This is a genomic window from Nostoc sp. S13, assembly GCF_029379315.1.
Lineage (GTDB): Bacteria > Cyanobacteriota > Cyanobacteriia > Cyanobacteriales > Nostocaceae > Nostoc.
In genome coordinates this window covers 12,684-29,797 of record NZ_JAQYWQ010000092.1, presented here as the reverse complement: position 1 = coordinate 29,797, position 17,114 = coordinate 12,684, and the positions used below count along the sequence as shown (strand labels likewise).

The 17,114-nt window shown below is 40.8% G+C and carries 22 protein-coding genes and 1 pseudogene; 5 read left to right on the top strand and 18 right to left on the bottom strand.

Features of this window, described 5'->3' with window-relative positions; all coding sequences use genetic code 11:
- Positions 1-218: 218 nt before the first annotated feature.
- Positions 219-1,814: a nickel-dependent hydrogenase large subunit gene (locus PUQ00_RS23860; protein WP_300421509.1), complete on the top strand. Its 1,596-nt coding sequence runs from the start codon at positions 219-221 to the stop codon at positions 1,812-1,814.
- Positions 1,815-2,014: 200 nt separating this feature from the next.
- Here the strand turns inward: PUQ00_RS23860 and PUQ00_RS23855 are convergent, their stop codons facing one another.
- Positions 2,015-2,554, bottom strand: coding sequence for a hypothetical protein (locus PUQ00_RS23855; protein ID WP_300421507.1), 540 nt, complete (start codon positions 2,552-2,554; stop codon positions 2,015-2,017).
- A complete protein-coding gene (locus PUQ00_RS23850; protein WP_300421505.1) occupies positions 2,554-3,423 on the bottom strand; it encodes a TIR domain-containing protein in 870 nt (289 codons plus the stop codon). The genes PUQ00_RS23855 and PUQ00_RS23850 overlap by 1 nt, the downstream gene beginning before the upstream one ends.
- Before the next feature lie 141 nt (positions 3,424-3,564).
- Here PUQ00_RS23850 and PUQ00_RS23845 point away from each other — a divergent pair.
- Together PUQ00_RS23845 and PUQ00_RS23840 are read left to right on the top strand one after the other, a co-directional pair.
- Positions 3,565-3,795: pseudogene (locus PUQ00_RS23845) on the top strand (type II toxin-antitoxin system Phd/YefM family antitoxin).
- A 502-nt stretch (positions 3,796-4,297) separates the two neighbouring features.
- On the top strand, positions 4,298-4,720 hold the full coding sequence (locus tag PUQ00_RS23840; RefSeq protein ID WP_300421504.1) for a hypothetical protein: 423 nt from the start codon (positions 4,298-4,300) through the stop codon (positions 4,718-4,720).
- 97 nt (positions 4,721-4,817) lie between these two features.
- Here PUQ00_RS23840 and PUQ00_RS23835 read toward each other — a convergent pair whose 3' ends face one another.
- The gene (locus tag PUQ00_RS23835) at positions 4,818-5,015 is read right to left on the bottom strand and encodes a hypothetical protein (protein ID WP_300421502.1); all 198 of its coding nucleotides are present in this window, start codon (positions 5,013-5,015) and stop codon (positions 4,818-4,820) included.
- Positions 5,016-5,300: 285 nt separating this feature from the next.
- Complete coding sequence (locus PUQ00_RS23830; RefSeq protein ID WP_300421501.1) at positions 5,301-5,603, bottom strand: hypothetical protein; 303 nt, start codon at positions 5,601-5,603, stop codon at positions 5,301-5,303.
- A gap of 212 nt (positions 5,604-5,815) precedes the next feature.
- Between PUQ00_RS23830 and PUQ00_RS23825 the strand changes: the two genes are divergently transcribed.
- On the top strand, positions 5,816-6,286 hold the full coding sequence (locus PUQ00_RS23825) for a hydrogenase maturation protease (protein ID WP_300421499.1): 471 nt from the start codon (positions 5,816-5,818) through the stop codon (positions 6,284-6,286).
- 54 nt (positions 6,287-6,340) lie between these two features.
- Here the strand turns inward: PUQ00_RS23825 and PUQ00_RS23820 are convergent, their stop codons facing one another.
- From PUQ00_RS23820 to PUQ00_RS23810, 3 genes are read right to left on the bottom strand one after another with little or no spacing between them, the layout of a single operon-like run.
- Positions 6,341-6,715 carry a hypothetical protein gene (locus PUQ00_RS23820; RefSeq protein WP_300421497.1) on the bottom strand — a complete coding sequence of 125 codons (375 nt, stop codon included), beginning with the start codon at positions 6,713-6,715 and terminating at the stop codon, positions 6,341-6,343.
- A 17-nt stretch (positions 6,716-6,732) separates the two neighbouring features.
- The gene (locus tag PUQ00_RS23815) at positions 6,733-8,019 is read right to left on the bottom strand and encodes a SagB/ThcOx family dehydrogenase (RefSeq protein WP_300421495.1); all 1,287 of its coding nucleotides are present in this window, start codon (positions 8,017-8,019) and stop codon (positions 6,733-6,735) included.
- Positions 7,982-8,470 carry an ankyrin repeat domain-containing protein gene (locus tag PUQ00_RS23810; RefSeq protein WP_300421493.1) on the bottom strand — a complete coding sequence of 163 codons (489 nt, stop codon included), beginning with the start codon at positions 8,468-8,470 and terminating at the stop codon, positions 7,982-7,984. The genes PUQ00_RS23815 and PUQ00_RS23810 overlap by 38 nt, the downstream gene beginning before the upstream one ends.
- Before the next feature lie 946 nt (positions 8,471-9,416).
- Here PUQ00_RS23810 and PUQ00_RS23805 point away from each other — a divergent pair.
- On the top strand, positions 9,417-9,626 hold the full coding sequence (locus PUQ00_RS23805; protein ID WP_300421491.1) for a molybdopterin-binding protein: 210 nt from the start codon (positions 9,417-9,419) through the stop codon (positions 9,624-9,626).
- Positions 9,627-9,766: 140 nt separating this feature from the next.
- On the opposite strand, the gene PUQ00_RS23800 is transcribed toward PUQ00_RS23805, so the two are convergent.
- The 11 genes from PUQ00_RS23800 to PUQ00_RS23750 all read right to left on the bottom strand — a co-directional run bounded on the left by PUQ00_RS23800 (position 9,767) and on the right by PUQ00_RS23750 (position 17,004).
- Complete coding sequence (locus PUQ00_RS23800) at positions 9,767-10,018, bottom strand: FeoA family protein (RefSeq protein ID WP_300421489.1); 252 nt, start codon at positions 10,016-10,018, stop codon at positions 9,767-9,769.
- Positions 10,019-10,122: 104 nt separating this feature from the next.
- On the bottom strand, positions 10,123-10,422 hold the full coding sequence (locus PUQ00_RS23795; protein WP_300421487.1) for a 2Fe-2S iron-sulfur cluster-binding protein: 300 nt from the start codon (positions 10,420-10,422) through the stop codon (positions 10,123-10,125).
- 267 nt (positions 10,423-10,689) lie between these two features.
- Entirely contained in the window at positions 10,690-11,064 is a 375-nt protein-coding gene (locus PUQ00_RS23790) for an iron-sulfur cluster assembly accessory protein (RefSeq protein WP_300421486.1), read from the bottom strand.
- A gap of 249 nt (positions 11,065-11,313) precedes the next feature.
- Positions 11,314-12,120 (bottom strand): HesA/MoeB/ThiF family protein, encoded by an 807-nt coding sequence (locus tag PUQ00_RS23785; protein WP_300421485.1) that lies wholly within the window; start codon positions 12,118-12,120, stop codon positions 11,314-11,316.
- A gap of 10 nt (positions 12,121-12,130) precedes the next feature.
- The gene (nifW, locus tag PUQ00_RS23780) at positions 12,131-12,448 is read right to left on the bottom strand and encodes a nitrogenase-stabilizing/protective protein NifW (protein WP_300421483.1); all 318 of its coding nucleotides are present in this window, start codon (positions 12,446-12,448) and stop codon (positions 12,131-12,133) included.
- Positions 12,445-12,645 carry a CCE_0567 family metalloprotein gene (locus PUQ00_RS23775; protein ID WP_300421482.1) on the bottom strand — a complete coding sequence of 67 codons (201 nt, stop codon included), beginning with the start codon at positions 12,643-12,645 and terminating at the stop codon, positions 12,445-12,447. Before PUQ00_RS23775 ends, nifW begins: the two co-directional genes overlap by 4 nt.
- 77 nt (positions 12,646-12,722) lie before the next feature.
- Positions 12,723-13,199: a NifX-associated nitrogen fixation protein gene (locus tag PUQ00_RS23770; protein WP_300421481.1), complete on the bottom strand. Its 477-nt coding sequence runs from the start codon at positions 13,197-13,199 to the stop codon at positions 12,723-12,725.
- Complete coding sequence (nifX, locus tag PUQ00_RS23765; protein WP_300421479.1) at positions 13,196-13,609, bottom strand: nitrogen fixation protein NifX; 414 nt, start codon at positions 13,607-13,609, stop codon at positions 13,196-13,198. Before nifX ends, PUQ00_RS23770 begins: the two co-directional genes overlap by 4 nt.
- Before the next feature lie 117 nt (positions 13,610-13,726).
- Positions 13,727-15,052, bottom strand: coding sequence for a nitrogenase iron-molybdenum cofactor biosynthesis protein NifN (gene nifN, locus PUQ00_RS23760; protein ID WP_300421477.1), 1,326 nt, complete (start codon positions 15,050-15,052; stop codon positions 13,727-13,729).
- 157 nt (positions 15,053-15,209) lie between these two features.
- Positions 15,210-16,589, bottom strand: coding sequence for a nitrogenase iron-molybdenum cofactor biosynthesis protein NifE (gene nifE, locus PUQ00_RS23755; protein ID WP_300421475.1), 1,380 nt, complete (start codon positions 16,587-16,589; stop codon positions 15,210-15,212).
- A gap of 73 nt (positions 16,590-16,662) precedes the next feature.
- A complete protein-coding gene (locus PUQ00_RS23750) occupies positions 16,663-17,004 on the bottom strand; it encodes a Mo-dependent nitrogenase C-terminal domain-containing protein (protein WP_300421474.1) in 342 nt (113 codons plus the stop codon).
- Positions 17,005-17,114: the final 110 nt, after the last annotated feature.

Below are 17,114 nucleotides of genomic sequence, written 5' to 3'. Positions count from 1 at the left end.
ATTGGGCATTGGGCATTGGGCATTGGGCATTGGGCATTGGGCATTGGGCATTGGGACTGAATTCTTCCCAATAAACAATACCTAATCGCTAACTCTTAACTCCTAATTCCCAACTCCTAACTCCTAACTCAGTAGAGACGCGATTAATCGCGTCTCTACCCACTCCCCACTTCCCACTCCCCACTCCCCACTCCCCTTAACAATTAAAGGAGAAAACAATGGGAATTCAATCATTAGATATATCACCTGTCGGTAGAGTTGAAGGCGATTTAGATGTCCGAGTCGATATCGAAAATGGGCGGGTAGTTAACGCCTGGACACATGCCGAACTTTTCCGAGGATTTGAAGTTATCCTCCGCGGTAAAGACCCCCAAGCCGGATTAATTGTCACACCTCGCATTTGCGGCATTTGCGGCGGTTCTCACCTGACTTGTGCATCTTGGGCATTAGATACAGCCTGGGAAACAGAAGTTCCCCGCAATGCAATTTTAGCCAGAAATCTCGGTCAAATTGTCGAGACAATTCAAAGCATCCCCCGCTACTTTTATGGTCTATTTGCTATTGACTTAACCAATAAAAAATACCGAAATAGCCGTTTCTATGAGGAAGCTGTGAGACGCTTTGCTGCTTTCACAGGCAAATCTTACGAACTAGGCATCACAATTTCCGCTAAACCTGTAGAAATTTATGCACTATTGGGTGGACAATGGCCCCATTCTAGCTACATGGTTCCCGGTGGCGTGATGTGCGCCCCCACTTTAACAGACATCACCCGCGCTTGGGCGATTCTAGAATATTTCCGCACCAATTGGTTAGAACCAGTATGGTTGGGTTGTTCATTAGAACGCTATGAACAAATCGAGACTTATGACGACTTCAAAGACTGGTTAGATGAAAACCGAAATCATCGAGATTCCGACTTAGGTTTTTATTGGCGCATGGGTTTAGATATCGGTCTAGATAGATATGGTGCTGGTGTTGGAAAATATGTCACTTGGGGATATTTAGCCCATGAAGATAAATACCAAAAGCCGACTATTGAAGGACGAAATGCGGCGATGATCATGAAAAGTGGAGTGTACGACAGCTTCACACACACTCACACCTTAATGGATCAGTCATTTACCCGTGAGAATACAACTCACTCCTGGTACGATGAAGGGACAGCAGACATTCACCCTAGCGATCGCATAACTAAACCCACTGCAATTAATACCAAAGACTTCGATAACGCCTATTCTTGGTCGAGTGCAGTCCTTCACAAAGATTTCGGACGTTTGGAAACCGGCCCTTTAGCGCGTCAATTAGTTGCAGGTGGTAAACATGGCGAATCTTGGCAACACTACGACGGCTTTATCCTCGATGTCTTCAAACGCATGGGTGGTGCTAGTATCCATGTGCGTCAGCTTGCACGACTTCACGAAATTGTCAAGTTATATCGTCAAGCCGAACACTGTTTGCGCGAATTCAAATTAAACGACCCCTGGTATATTAAACCCAAAGAAAAAGATGGTCGCGGTTGGGGTGCAACGGAAGCAGCACGCGGTTCTCTGTCTCACTGGGTAGAAGTGGAGGGCGGTAAGATTAAGAATTACCAGGTGATTGCCCCAGGTACTTGGAATATTGGCCCTCGTGACGGTGAAGGAATCCGCGGCCCCATTGAAGAAGCTTTAATTGGCACACCCATTTACGATTCTAGCGACCCGGTGGAAGTTGGTCATGTGGCGCGATCGTTTGATTCATGTTTGGTGTGTACAGTCCACGCCCATGATGCAAAGACTGGTGAAGAGTTAGCGCGTTTTCGCACTGCTTAGAAGATGCTAATGGCTAATAGCTAATTATTATCTAGTTAGTTATTAGCTCATTACTCATCACATTCAAAATAAGGAGTTGGGATATAATAGCAGATGTAAATCTAAAATATTTATATGTGTTAATAATCTAGCAATAAATAATTTTTAATTCAGCACTCAGCCCTCTTATGTGTTTGTTCCAACAAAGTTTAAATACTGCTTTACTCGTGTTGTAGATAAAACCGTTCAACGAGATCGACAATTAAATCACATGGGTCTTCTCCTCTTTCCTTAATAAAGAGCATTTCTTTCAGATGATCCTTTGTGATGAAGAGAATAACCTTGCGACGCCGACTGTAAATATTATTTCGGTGGATATGAGCACCATCATTGGGAAGCTTGTTACACACCATTATTGCAAGCTTACCCATAGGCTCAGTCAAGTAGTTCTCAGTTTGAATAACCTCCTCATGACCAATATCTATTAATTCGTAATTTTTGAACTCAAAAAGCACCATTATTGCTTCCAGTTCCCGAAGAAGCAAGCCCCATCCATGTTTTTCATCAAAATTACGATTTGGAAATACCGCATCTCGTCGATTTGTACCAGAGTAAGTTCGTGGCTGAATAATTGGCCTGACCAACGGCGGAACAAATAAAAATTCAATAATTTCTACACACAGTTTCTCAAACTCTCGCCAACCTTTTTGACCAGCAGGACAGTTATCAAGCCGATTGATGAAATCAGTAATTTGGCTCATCAAGCATGACCCATGCTGGCAGTAAAGTACTTGGAAACCAGATCGGTGTTCTGAAGGAGAAGCCGCTTTAACTCTGTTCCATCTACAACACGAATTGGGATACCGATTATTTTTGGAGCATCGCTTACCCAATCAAGAGCAACAGATGTAAGTTTTCCATTTGTAACAAGCAGTGCCTTATTAATTTTTGGATCGTTCTTCGCATAACTAACCAATTGCATAAGTGTTCGTAAGTCAGCACGAGAATGGCGGTAAAATTTCGTTTCAACTGCGTAAACCTCACGAGTTTCAGCACCAAACGGATCTTTATGTCGAAATTCAACAACAGCATCAATGCGTGAATCATTTTGCTTACTATCCGATTCCAGATTGACAAAACCAAGTTTCTGAAGAAGTTCTACTACCAGTTGCTCGAAGGTTTGTGGAGACAATTTTTCAAAGTCAATCTTTTGAGTATATCTGAGTGTGCTTGCAAGCTTTTCCAAGTTCTCTTCTATTCCGCTTCTCATCTCAAACCACTGATAACTAGCAAGTGATAGTGGAATATCACAATCTTCCAAAAGGACAGGTAAGAATGTGATATCTCGGCTTTGCAGTTCCTTGAGTACAGCTTCAGTTTCATTGCTTAACCAATGAAAGTGTACCGAATGTTTGGACAGTAGAAGCAGGAGATAGGCACTTGCTGAAACAGCAACACGAATAGATTCAGCCCAATGCCCTCCTGGATAGAGTTCATAATCATCCAGCCATACATCAAGATTTCGTGATCGTAGCCTATCCACAATTGCTCTTGCAGCGGCTTTATCAGCACTTGCATAACTTAGGAAAATTTGTGGTTTTGTATCCAAGTTGCATTTAAGATTGGTCATCTTCGAGTCTTTTGCTAATAGGTATAAGAAAGCTACCTGTGCTAATTAACAGCTTAACTTAATGGTGGCTCCCCAACCTACATATGTCCCAATCATTTTGAAAATTCGTATAAACTTAGTTTACAAACTTAGTGTAATTTTATGGAAACTGTAAATATTCATCAAGCTAAAACGAATCTCTCAAATCTTTTGTCACGGGTAGAACTTGGAGAAGAAATCATTATTTCCAACCGAGGCATTCCGATCGCCAAGTTGGTTCGGTTTCGCTCCTGATCAAATCGACTCAATAGTTTAGGGCAAGATAAAGGGCGTTTTGTAGTGCCAGATGATTTCAATGCCCCTTTGCCAGAAAAAATTTTGGGACTAAATTAGCTCTCAGCCGCAACTTAAAAGAACGATGACAAAAGTAGATGGGATTAGCGATCACTCTCTTTTTGGATCAGCGATGCCTACGGCTGGCTACGCCTACGCATTTGCTATTTAGGCAACTACATTTGCTATATCGGCGACTATATTTGCTATATCGGCGATGCCTATGGCTGGCTACGCCTACGCATTTGCTATTTCGGCGACTATATTTGCCAATTCGGCGACTATATTTGCTACTTCGGCGATGCCTACGGCTAGCTACGCCTACGCATTTGCTATTTCGGCGAGCGCTCCATCAACTCTTTTAACCTAGTAAAAATGTCGCAATAAACTTTTTAACCGCTTTGGGGTCTTGCATCAATTGCTCATTGCCTTATGCCCAATTCCCAATGCCCAATACCCTTTTATTCAAAACTCGTAGCGTAACACACTAAAACTGATGGAAACAGTGCGTTAGGCTTGCCTTAATTCACTTCAACAAAACAGAAATTTACACGGTAAGCTTGTGTCTGATTTAGCGCTACACGAATATCTCCCTCGCGTTCCCGATGCCGCATTGCAAGAATACATAGAATGGTGTGTTTTAGAGCAGGCAAAAGCCGCAGAATGTAACTTTACTCCAGATAGAAGTAAGTTAGATAATTTGCCACCAGAAGACTACGTTCCTAAACTTGTCGAGCAGTTCATGAAAGTTAAACCAGACCCAATTAAAGCCGGTTTGGTAGCTGCGATCGCTGGCAAGGAAGCTGACAAACACGCTTTATCCGGTTTAGCGATCGCTGCTGATTTTGTATCACTTTATGTCAAATATTTAATTCCTAAAGAGGGAAGTACTAAAGAACAGGCTGAAGAAGTTTTGACTAAAGCATCACAACATCAGTGTGAGAAGCTTACTGAAATTGCCAAGAAACATGGTGTAGAGTTCTAGTTTCCTGCTGATAATTTATTTTTCAGAGGCTTTGTCTGTCTCATCAGTCAGAGCCTCTGTTTTAGTCTCTCCTGATTGCCTCATTTAGAAACTTTAACTATCTTTGCTCTAATGAAAACCGTCGGATCTCATTGGCAGTTTCTTTCCGTAAATTCATCGATTTAAGACTAGATAGTTCTTGCCAAACTACATTAATTGGCATCAGAACTCCATTAACACCTGCACTAATGTATGGATACTTTTCACTTACAGAGTAACTATTAATAGTCCACTGGGCATTTTTCTTATGTCTCATAACCTCACCTACGTAAGCTACTAAGTTATCATATAGAGCAGTCTGGATATGATCGATTCCATAAGCTTCAGCTTTTTTAGAAACAACATCCAAGCTGATATAGGATAAATCAAGTTGCTGGCGGGTAATATCTAACTGTTTTGCAAGCTCATTAATTAGCTCGTCAATCTTCTTTACAAGTTCTATCTTATACTTTGAGTAATAGTTCTAATGAGAAACAGAATTAGCACGATTATTAGCAATATCTTCTATTGTTCTTTGTGTCGATTGGACAAATTTCAAAAATTATTCTTTTGCATAAATATCCCCTTTCCCAGGAATGCTATGTCCTTTGGGGTCAAACACGAATAAGAATCTGTCGTTGGAGAGTTCATAGACTAGGGGTTGATCCTTATATTCAGTTGAATAGGTTTGTTCAAATATTTTTGTGAATTCTTCGTGCAGTTTTCCTTCAGATTCAATCAAGTCTTGAACTTGTTTTTTCGTCAGACGCTTATGATTGAGAGAGTTTTTGTATCCTATTGTTAAGAAGAGTAAAGTTTGACTTAGATACAGAACTGTTAACGGACTTCCAGCTAAAAGAAACATCCCATCTACAAATGTACAAATAATTTTGGATAATTTATTTTTTGGAAGTTCATAACTAAACTACTTTAGCTGTATAACAGCTGAGTTTCATAGTCAGCAGATAACTTAGAGCATACAGCCGAACATCCTCTGATATTATGTTGGCTTTCCATCCTCCAAGTGATCGCGCTTTAACTGAATTTGCAACTTCTTAAACAATTAAATCTTATCCCATGCTAACGATTATTGGTTGCGGTAATCTAAATCGCAATGACGATGCAGTCGGCGTAATCATTGCCCAACGCTTACAAAAATATCTAGCTGAAAACCCTCATCCTCATGTGCGAATATATGACTGTGGCACCGCAGGGATGGAAGTAATGTTTCAAGCTAGAGGTAGTAAACAATTAGTGATTATTGATGCAAGTTCAACAGGTTCTGAACCAGGTGCTGTGTTTAAAGTTCCAGGAAAAGAACTGGAAGCTTTGCCAGAACCTAGTTATAACTTGCACGATTTTCGTTGGGATAATGCTTTAGCCGCCGGACAGAAAATCTTTAAAAATGACTTTCCCCAAGAGGTAATAGTTTATTTAATTGAGGCAGCAAATTTGGGTTTTGGACTGGAGTTAAGTCCTGCTATAAAACATTCTGCTGATTTGGTTTTTGAAGAGGTAGTTGCACTTATCAAACAGAATATTAACTAATCCAAAATCCAAAATCCAAAATCCAAAATCCAAAATCCAAAATCTAAAATTGAATCACGCCCAATCTCGATAAACAGAAAGTTCATCTACCCTCATTTCAAAAGGTACGCCTTGAATGTCTGGGGGACAAACACGGATTTTAGCACTGCTGACAATTCCGTAGAGTAATGTCCCCATTGGCACGATTTTTTGCAAAATACGCCAATTAGTAACTTGATCGGGACATTCAATTACCAATGTTAGAGCATTGGCATGGGTTGTGACATACCACCGACAATTAGATAGAAGATTTTGAATCGTGCGATCGCAAGCTTCATAAAAGTAGCTACTAATAGAATACTCTAATTGCTGTCGCAGTATAATATCTGCCGATGTCGGTTGCATAGGGTGCGAGTCATCACCATTAAAGTAATACGTCTTTCTAGTCATCTCTCTTAGATTCCTGCTTATATTCCAATTACCATCCCATAAAGTACATCTTTATTTGTTTCTAATAATTCCTGGGTTTCTTCATCATAATAAGCACCTATTCCACTACATTGAATCCCCAAATAATTACTAGTTAAATAAAGTCTCTGCCCTAGAAAACCAGCTATTTGCATAGCAGTTTGATAATTTAAATAATCTGACACAAAAAATAAAGTTACAGCGCTATCCTTAGCAATAGCCTGATTAATACATAAGTAACCCGTCTTTTCACTAAAATTACCTGTCCTAACCAGATACGTACCTTTATATAACCCAGGTGTCATTCCCTCTACTCGATGTACCACTGAGTAAACTTCTATTTCCTCATAGTTTTCTGTCGGTATTGACTGCTCAAGTTGCTGCACTATATATAAATAATCTTCTTGAGAAATAGACTCTTTCCGGAAACGTCTAACAGAACGTCTATCCCAAACAGTTTTATAAAATTTATCCTTATCAAAGTCAAATTGAGGATACTCTAATTTCTGCTGGCCGCTCTTTTGTAGAGTAGTTGCTTGATAAGCATCTTCAATAAATTGGTTAGATTCAAAATAATCAGTAGCGCAGACAAAAGGAACTTTCAGCCTTAAGTGTCTGATTTTTTTGTCTTGTAGTTCTCCTGACACCGCACAAGCAGTGATAAACTCCTTATTTTCAAATCCCAAATCGGAATTGAGAGTGAGTTTATCAAAGTCGAAAATTAGTTGGATATCTCGGCTGTGAAGAAAAGCTGAAGCTGCAACTGCACCTAAATGATGCCCGCTATCTAATAAGCAATATCTCATGCTTCTATTTTGATATTTCCAGCTAGACCTATAATAAACACAACTAATTAAAAAGATGAATCCGTTGATACTTTTACCTGGTATAATATAACTCTCTAACCCATCATCAATTAATTCATAGATGAGAGTTAGACAATTATTCTCAACTTCTACATGATATATACCATCTACTATTCCCTCAATACCGCGAACCTGTACGTAAACTTCCGTGGGATACAAAGCGCCTGCTGATGGATTCACTCGCAGTTTTAATGGGCCATCTTTATACACTTTCTCCAGCGTTATTGTACTGGTTAAGGAGATAAAAGAATGAACAGGATTATTGAGATTTAATTTTACTCTCCGATAAAATTTGGGATAAACTTTAAATGCAGATGGCTGTGTTGAAGCATCTACATAATTTGGATCAATTTGTACCGATAAGTAAGAATGCTTGGTAGCTTCATGATAGGCTTTGCCCGATATTTGACTTTGTGGCATTTTTAAGTATCCTTAAAACTTCGGCATTGCTGGCAAAATCGATAGCTTTATAATCGTCTAAGTTTTTCAAATCCAAGTTAGGATGATGCTGTAAAAGTAACTTAACGACTTCTGTCTTCCCAGATGATGCTGCATACATTAAAACAGTTGCACCGTTATCATTTTGGTTGTTAATATTAATGTTTACAGCTAGGAGTAAATTAATTAAATCGTAGTGATTACCAAAACAAGCAAACCACAAAGCATTGTTGCGATCGCTATTTCGAGCATTGATATCCGCGCCTGCATCAATCAGTTCCTTGACGACTGCATAAACTCCCTCTCTTGTTACTTTCATCAAAGCTGTATCACCATTTTCACCTCGCTGATTTAAATCCCCAGGATTATAGCCTTTTGCTATTAGCCATTGGTTTGTTACTTCACTCAAATCTTGCCTGTTTACTTTACTCATAATTGTTCTTTAAATTTCACAAACTTTAGTTAATTCTAAGCATAAAGTTGCTTGAAAAACTTAATGATGAGGATTGCCCAGCATTATTGAAAAATGCTATAGCGGTTCCCACAGGCATGAAGTACATCAGATCAAAACCTCACCCTCAGCCCCAGCCCCTCTCCGTAAGTTCGGAGAGGGGAGATAAAGCACAACTTTATCGGGGTGAGGTTAAGCTCTACCTCATTCTTATTAGGAAACGTTATCTACGAGTAGCTGAAGTCTAGTAGTTTAACAAACCAACTTTGCTAGGTATTCAAAAGTTTGGCAAAACAAAAAAAGCTTTACCTACTCCCTACTTCGCGTCCTCACCCAGCAATTTTGACTTGATCGAGTACTAAGTTGACTAGCAACAATTTAACTTAGTTATATATTATCACTTTGATAGTTTTCAACTATGAATCATTTATAAAGATCCCTAGATATATCTCAGAAAAAATATTGAAAAATACTGAAATTGCTGCATTTTTTACAATTTTATTTCATCATATAAACTAATAGCAAATAGTCTCAGCTTAAGATTAAAACGGCAGTTATAAAACGTAACTATATGAGACAAAACTCACATCCGTTGGTTACAAAAAGCTTTATTTTCTCTTAGCCCAGTCGATGTGGCTCTTGTTTGTGTAACCGCGAATTATATTCGCCAAAGCTGTGCCCCTACTAAATACTAACGATATCTAAAACGTGAAACGCCTACCCACCATCAATATCTGAAAATGCTCAAATTTGATGTAACGTTTCCATTGAATCTTATCTTGTGTTTAATTAAACAGAAATATTACACTGAAATCTACTTTATGTAATCGAGAGTTATTAAGAAATATAAAATAATTTCCTTTCTTAACCAAAATGTGCATAAAAATATGCTAATTTATTTAAGTATTAAGTAAAACAGAGACAAAAAATGGAAATTAGCGCTCGGAATTCTCTCAAAGGTACTGTCAAAAAAGTTGTGCATGGTTCAGTTAATACTGAGATAACTTTAGAAATAGCACCAGGAGTAGAGTTAGTGTCAATCATCACAAAATCATCAGCAGAAAAGCTAGGGCTTATAGAAGGTAAGCAGGCTCATGCGGTGATTAAATCATCAGATGTGATAGTTGCTATTGAATAAAAAATAGGCAAGTTGCCTTTTCTTGCAAGCGGCTCTATCTCTAATACCAAATTGCATTCATTTCTAGTGAATGACCTCACTCCTGGAATTAATTAGGAAAAGAGTGAGGTCAAGATGATGTTATCTAGATGTTAATTAATTCAATCATCAATAATCCGAACATAAATAGCGCGAACACTTTCTATATCTAGTGCCAAATCTGTATTCCCAATTTTGATAATTAAAGAGGGAAAGTGTTGTTTTAAAGTGATAGTAGTTCCTGGTGTTACTCCTATTGATATAAGTTTTTTCAAGATTGTTTCATCCTGACTTTTACAGAAGGTGACGGTTCCTCGCTCTCCCCTTTTCAATAATTCTAATGAACAGCCAGTCATACTAAAGTCGGTAAACATTTGAATTATAAATTAGGAATTGTGAAGGGAAGAAGGAAGTATGTTTTCATCCTTCATCCTTCATCTTTTATTTGGTTGCCAAAGGCAGCAAACAAAGTAATAGTTTAGACGAGATACGCTTCTTGATGAGTCTTAATTGTGCAATTAGAACGAGGATAAGTGACACAAAGTAGAGCGAATCCTTTAGAAATCTGCTCATCATCTAGGAAGTTTTGATCTTCTTGATTAATTTCACCTTCAACAACCTTGCCAACACAGCTAGAGCAAGAACCTGCTTGACAAGAGGCTGGCAACTCAATACCATTGTCTTCTGCTGCATCTAAGATGGTAGTCTCTTCATCAACTTCAATTGTGGTGTCTAGGTCTTCCTTTTTGTTGATTAATCTAACTTGGTAGGTAGCCATTTTCCGATTCTCCTCAAACGTTATACAGTTGGTGTAGTTTCCGAAGTTTTTGAGCAACCTATCCTATTCTTTACTTCCCTTCTTATTAAGGAAAAACTACGTTTTAGCTAGTTTCTCTTTAGGCTTAAGGGATGCAACGCAAACAAGAAGCAACCTCAAGGCAGGGCGATAAGCCTGCGGCATGGCTTCTCTACGAGACGCTCTGCGAACGCTTACCGCGTCTATGGCAAACGTCTATAATCAGACTTGGTGGCTAACGGAATGATGTTAGCTGCAAGGTACACCAGTAGACTTACTATCGCCTCCTTTGAGGGACTTTCCACAACCACTGCAATTATCAGTTGCATTGGGGTTGATGAACTTAAAACCGCTTTCCATCGCTCCCTCAACGAAGTCAACCACAATTCCTTCTAATAACGACGCACTTTTGGCATCAACGTAAACCAGCACTTTGCCTTGCTGGGTTACTAAATCATCTGGTTGGGGCTTGCTGGTGATATTTATTGCATATTCATTGCCACTGCAACCACCATTTTTTACAGAGATGCGGATACCTTTAGTTGCGCCATTAGCGTTGGGTGCGGAACCTCCGAGCAATGCCTGCAGATGAAATTCTGCTTTTTCTGATAAAGTAACGGTCATCAGGTCTCCTGATTTCTAGCGATTAGTTGTTCTGATTTCAGGTGTGGGTTGTCATTTGTCCTTTGTCATTTGTCCTTTGTTATTCACTAATGACCAATGACCAATAGACTTATCCGGAAATGAGAACTTTATTTGGCTGAAACCTAGCTCTGGAGAGGGTTTTAGAGGTTCCTGTTTTATATAAGCTAAAAAGCCAGCTATGTAAGGGTTTCAGCTATTTTGAGGTTTATTTGTGGATAAGTCTAATGACTAATGACCATTTTGTGTAATACCCGTAGCTTCCATCGAATTGGATGGTGCGTGTCTCCAAGGCGCACTATTACCGCATACTGGACAAGAGCGATCGCGGTGAGAACGGCGTTTAGCAAATTCCATCCGATTCAGGTCGATTGTCAGCAATTGCGATAATAGAGGCTGACTAAACCCAGTGATCAGCTTGATCGCCTCCAAAGCCGTTAGACAAGCTAGTGTCCCAGAGACAGCGCCTATAACTGAAAAGCCGCGCTGATCCCAATCAGGCTTTTCTGGAAACAGACAGGACAAACAAGGAGTCACACCAGGAATAATCGTCGTCAGGTAAGCGTCCATCCCATTCATTGCGGCTTCCACCATTGGCTTACGCCAGCGCACACAGGCTTCATTTAACAAATTGCGCTCTGTAAAGTTGTGGGCGCAATCAAGAGCCATATCAGCAGACTGCACTAACGAATCTACATTTTCCGGGGTGATGTAATCATGAACAGCTTCCACTTGAACATCAGGATTAATCGCATCCAGAGTTTCTTTAGCTTTGAATACCCTTGGCTTACCTACCCAATCATCAGTCATAAGAACCTGACGATTCATATCATCTAGCCGCAAGTCACCACCCCGGACTAAGATTAGCCGCCCAACGCCTGCTACTGCTAGGTAAAGCGCCGCCGTACCGCCTAATCCCCCCACACCTGTAACCAGAACTGTCGCTGACTTCAGGCGCTTCTGTGCTGTTTCGCCAAAATTCGGAAGCATCATTTGGCGACGATAGCGTTCTAATTCGGTAGGCGTCAGGTTAACCAATTTATACCTCCTAATCAGAAGTGATTTCTGTCAGTGTGACTACATTTTTCGGCTTGTCGTTAAACACTTTGAACAGCTTTTGTTCATGGGGTGTCGATTCGATAAATACCTGATAGGCTTTTTGCAAAGCCAAAGAATATTGATTTAATTTCTCTTCTTGACTCAATCCAGGAGAATTATCATCAATTTCTTGGATGTATTGAGAGAACTTTTTCAGAATATGTAGACGATTTACATTCACAACTTCTAAATCGTAGGACAGATTAAAGAATTTAAAAAATTCTTCTGCATCTACGAGCTGCTTGAATTCATCAATAGTTCCAGTCATTTAGCATTCTCCAATGTTTTCAGATGTTGCTTCAGTTCATCTAACTGGCGATAGATTTCATAAGTTGCAGCTGCAACATCCATAAGTTGTTTGTAGTCTGTTGGCAGACCTTCAGCTAAATCATGCAGATCCATTTTCATTTGACCCGCTTTGCTGTTAAGCCGTCTGATTTGTCCTTCTAATTCCTCAATTTTCATTTGTCATTTGTCCTTCGTCCTTCGTCCTTCGTCATTTGTCTTTTACTAATGACCAATGACTAATGACTAATGACTAATTAAATGTTGCCAACTTCAGGAAAGCGCTTCGCCAAATCAATGCCTTTTTTGACGTAGTTTTCTCCCTCTTCTGCTAATTTATCCAGCGAGTCAAAGCCAAAGCGATGAGCATCTCGTAAGGTTTTCACAGCTAGCAAAAGACGGCCAGAAAAAACTAGCGCCCAGCCAAATCCTTCATGGCTCAAATCAACCACAACCTGGGATATTAAACCTGTTTCCTGTTCAATCCCAGCAGCTACAGCTCGAAAAAATGCCATAATCCGAGCTTGAGTGATCGGATCAACTTCGCTCTCAACGGAGATTTCCCGTTTCTTTTGTTTGGTGACAATAAAGGGTTTGAGAATCAATTCATCCGACCAACTACGATAAACTCCATAACTGTCTTGACCACGAATTTGTTTAATTAATACCTTAAGGAAAGGTGAGTTCAAGACTTCTGTTGTAGCAGTTCCGTTAACACTATTATTTGTGGTCATACTGTTGCTTCATTTTCAACTTCATCGGCAAAGTTTGTGGGTTTTTGCTGTAAAGCTTTACGTAACCAAGGTGGGGGATTACCTTTGAGGGTTTTCACTAGCTTGTTTAGCACTTGACTAATTTCGTCTTCTTCTGATCGCGCCTTGACTGGGGTGACACCTTTCTTGATTAACCGAGCGGCAGCACTCCCGCCAATTGCTAAAACATAAATAATTGTGCAATCACCTAATGCTTCAATTTTTGGCGCGAGTTTACTCTCATTATTCTCTTCTTTGATTTCATAATTAAATTTGATAGTTTCTAGAAAGTGATATCCATCATCGGAAATTTCATAAACATCAATCTGTTCTGACCCTCCAAAGTGAGTATTAATATGAACTCCGTCACTTGTCGTAAAGGCAATTTTCATCGTACTTTGTCCTTTGTCAGTTGTTAGTTGTCAATTGTTAGTTGTCAGTTGCTAATGACTAGTGACCACTGACGAATGACTATTCTAGAGACGCGATTAATCGCGTCTCTAGAATGACTATTGTACAGACGCGATTAATCGCGTCTTTACTAATGATTCTTCTTGTTCTAAAAACAGGTTGCCGATGCCAAACACAAGTTCCATCGTGCCTCGATAGCCAACTTTGGTAAATTGACCATTACCTAAGCGGTCATAAATGGGCAATCCTAGACGATAAAGAGGAACTGAAAGCCGTTTAGCGATCGCACCGACATTTGAGTTACCGATCAGCAAATCAGACCCAGCGCATAAGCTCTCAAAGTCTTCCAAATCGCCGATGGTGACGCTTTTAACCGGGAGTTTTTCTAGTAAGTGCGATCGCGTGGTTGTCACCGCCGCATGAATTTGCGCTCCCATCGATTGCAGGAAATGCACTGTTGACCACAGCAAATCTGGTTCCAGGGCTAAGGAAACTCGTTTTGCACCGAAGTAAAAGTGGGTGTCTAACATCGCATCTTGCAACTGACGGCGTTGACGGCGGTATTTTTCGGGTACACTGTTACCACTCAGAAACGCCAATGCTTGGATAAACTCATCTACCGGTTCTAATCCCGTCAGTTCGGCAAACACCTCATAAGGTGTGTCAAAGCGTTCTTCCAGAATCTTTGCAGCCCCCCGCATACTTTCACCCAATGCCAAGGTGAAAGCAGAACTACCTACTTCTTGTAGCTGTTTTAAGGTAGTCCCACTGACTGTAACAGCGCTGTAGCTATCTTCTAAATGACCATCTAGAGAGGCGCCAAGGTCAGGTACAAAGATCGGCACTAGTCCAAAGGCCGTGACTATCTCTTTGATTTCTTGTACATCCCCTGGTGTGAAGGCAGAACCCGCCAAAATCGTCACTTGTTCTGTTTTGATTTCACCCGCGCGAGGAATTTTCTTAACTATGCTTTCCACAGCAACGGCAAAACCATCTTGCAATGCACCTTTAAAATCTGGGGTAGGTGCAAAAACGATCGCCAAATCATTCAATTCTGGATGGCGATCGCGGATTTCCTTAAGAAAACCCTCGATGTCATCTCCTCTAGTTTCAGTCAACCCAGTACTACATAAACCAATAATTTCCGGGTTAGACTTTTCCACCAAGGTGAGAATTGCTTGTTCCACATTCTCTTCGCCACCTAAGATAGTAGTGACTTCCGTCATCGCTGTGGTAGCGAGGGGAATCGCTTCCCGGAAATGTCGCACTAGGACAACTTTGGCGAAAGCAGTACAACCTTGAGAACCGTGGAATAAAGGCATCGTCCCTTTTAATCCCAAAAAAGCTAAGGTTGCACCCAAAGCTTGACTTTGCTTGAGAGGATTAACTGTCAGTGCTTTGTTAGAAATGGTAACGATCGCCATTAAACTACCTCCTCATTCCACAGGGCGGACTTTCTCGTTCCCTGGCTCGGCCGGGGAATGCTGACAGTGAGGCTCTGCCTCATCTGCTCTAAAAAGAAGGCAGAGCCTTCAGGAATGCGTTTCCAGCCGGAGTCTGGGAACGAGGGTACAGCCGCCATTAAACTACCTCCTCGTCCCAAGGAGCGGGTTTGCGTATTTGCTCCCAAATCGGGCTATACAGAGCTTCGTAGAGTTCCCGCGCCATCTCAATCATTCCCACATAACCTGCATAAGGATGGTGGCGTTCTTGGTTAATATCAAGGAAAGGAATTCGAGCTTTTAAAGCGGTGTATTGGTTACGACCACCAGCAATCAGCATATCTGCGCGAGTGTCTTTAACCACTTGTAACAATTCCTTAGCGTTGCCCTTCTCCAGCATAATGCCATCGTTACCGAGCAACTTCTTGATTTTGCCTTTATCTTCCTCAGTACTTTTGCGAGTACTGGTAGCAACTACTTCAATGCCCAAGTCCTTAGCTGCCGAGATAATCGACCAACTCTTAACACCACCAGTATACAAAACGACCCGCTTACCTTTGAGTCGAGCGCGATAGGGAGCCAGTGCCAAATCTAGAGCAGCCGTTTCTTCTGCAATCAGCTTTTCTGTCCGCTCTTGTAAATCAGGATCACCTAATTTAGCAGCGATGTTTCGCAGACAGCGATTCATATCATCGATGCCGTAGAAAGACTCTTCAATGTAGGGGATGTTGTAACGCTCCTCCATCTTTCTCGCCATGTTGACCAGCGCTCGTGAGCAGATCATCACATTGAGCTTGGCGCGGTGGGCGTAGCGAATTTCATTGTAGCGAGCATCGCCCGTAATTTTAGACAAAATGCGAATGCCTAATTTTTCTAACAGTGGCGTTACTCCCCACATTTCCCCGGCGATGTTGTATTCACCGATTAAGTTAATATCATAGGGCGTTGTATGTTCCGGTTCTGCTGTGCCGACAACATATTCTAACAAAGCTTCACCGCCAAAACGGTTGCCCAGATTTTTACTGCCAATGAATCCTGGTGCAATAACGGGAATAACAGGAGTACCAATTTTCTCAGCCGCAGCTTTGCAGACAGCATCAATATCATCACCAATTAATGCTGTCACGCAAGTGGCGTACACGAATACAGCTGCTGGTTGGTAGCGCTCTTTGAGTTCCAGAATCGCTTTGTAAAGCTTCTTTTCGCCACCGAAGATGACATCATTTTCACCCAAGTCAGTGGTAAAGCCCATTTTGTAGAGTTGAGGGCCAGACGAGAGACTACCACGACTGCCCCAGGAATTACCAGCACAGGCTATAGGCCCGTGGACTAAATGAGCAGCATCTGCGATCGGTACTAGGGCAATCATTGCACCATCAAAAGCACAGCCCCCTTGAGCCGCGCCAGGTTGTGCCTGTTGAGCGCATGACTTGTTTTTCTTTTCGGATTGTTTGTGCTGATTATGCTCGCATCCTGTTTCAGTGAGCAGCTCGTTGATTTTACCTTGGGTGATTTTCATCTCTGTTTTCGTGTTCGATGGAAGTTTTCTTTGCCATTTGTCATTTGAATAACTAATGACCAATGACTAATAATTAGCAAATGTATTTTTTGACATCCTCTCCACATACATCGGCGAGGTAAGATAGAGCACGGAAACGCAATCCGACAAATTCGTCATATAAAGGATTGAGTTTACACAGTGGTGGGATATCAAAAGACCGCCCAAATAATTTAAGTTGTCGCTCAAAGGGACAACAACAAGGAATTGTTTGGCAAATTAGATGAGCAAGGCGATTATTTTTAACCTGAATTCCATCCACTACACGGCGCAACGGATTGAGAAGATTGTTAAACTTCCCTGGTTTTTTATAGTTAGGTGGATGGTAATTAGGATGAGTGTGAGTGTGATCGTGAGTGTGATTGATGGTTTCCATTAATAGATACCTCAGGTAAATGCTACAAAGAAAAAGGTGGAAATAATTCGTAATTACGAATTACGAATTACGAATTACGAATTACGAATTACGAATTATTTCCCCCCTTT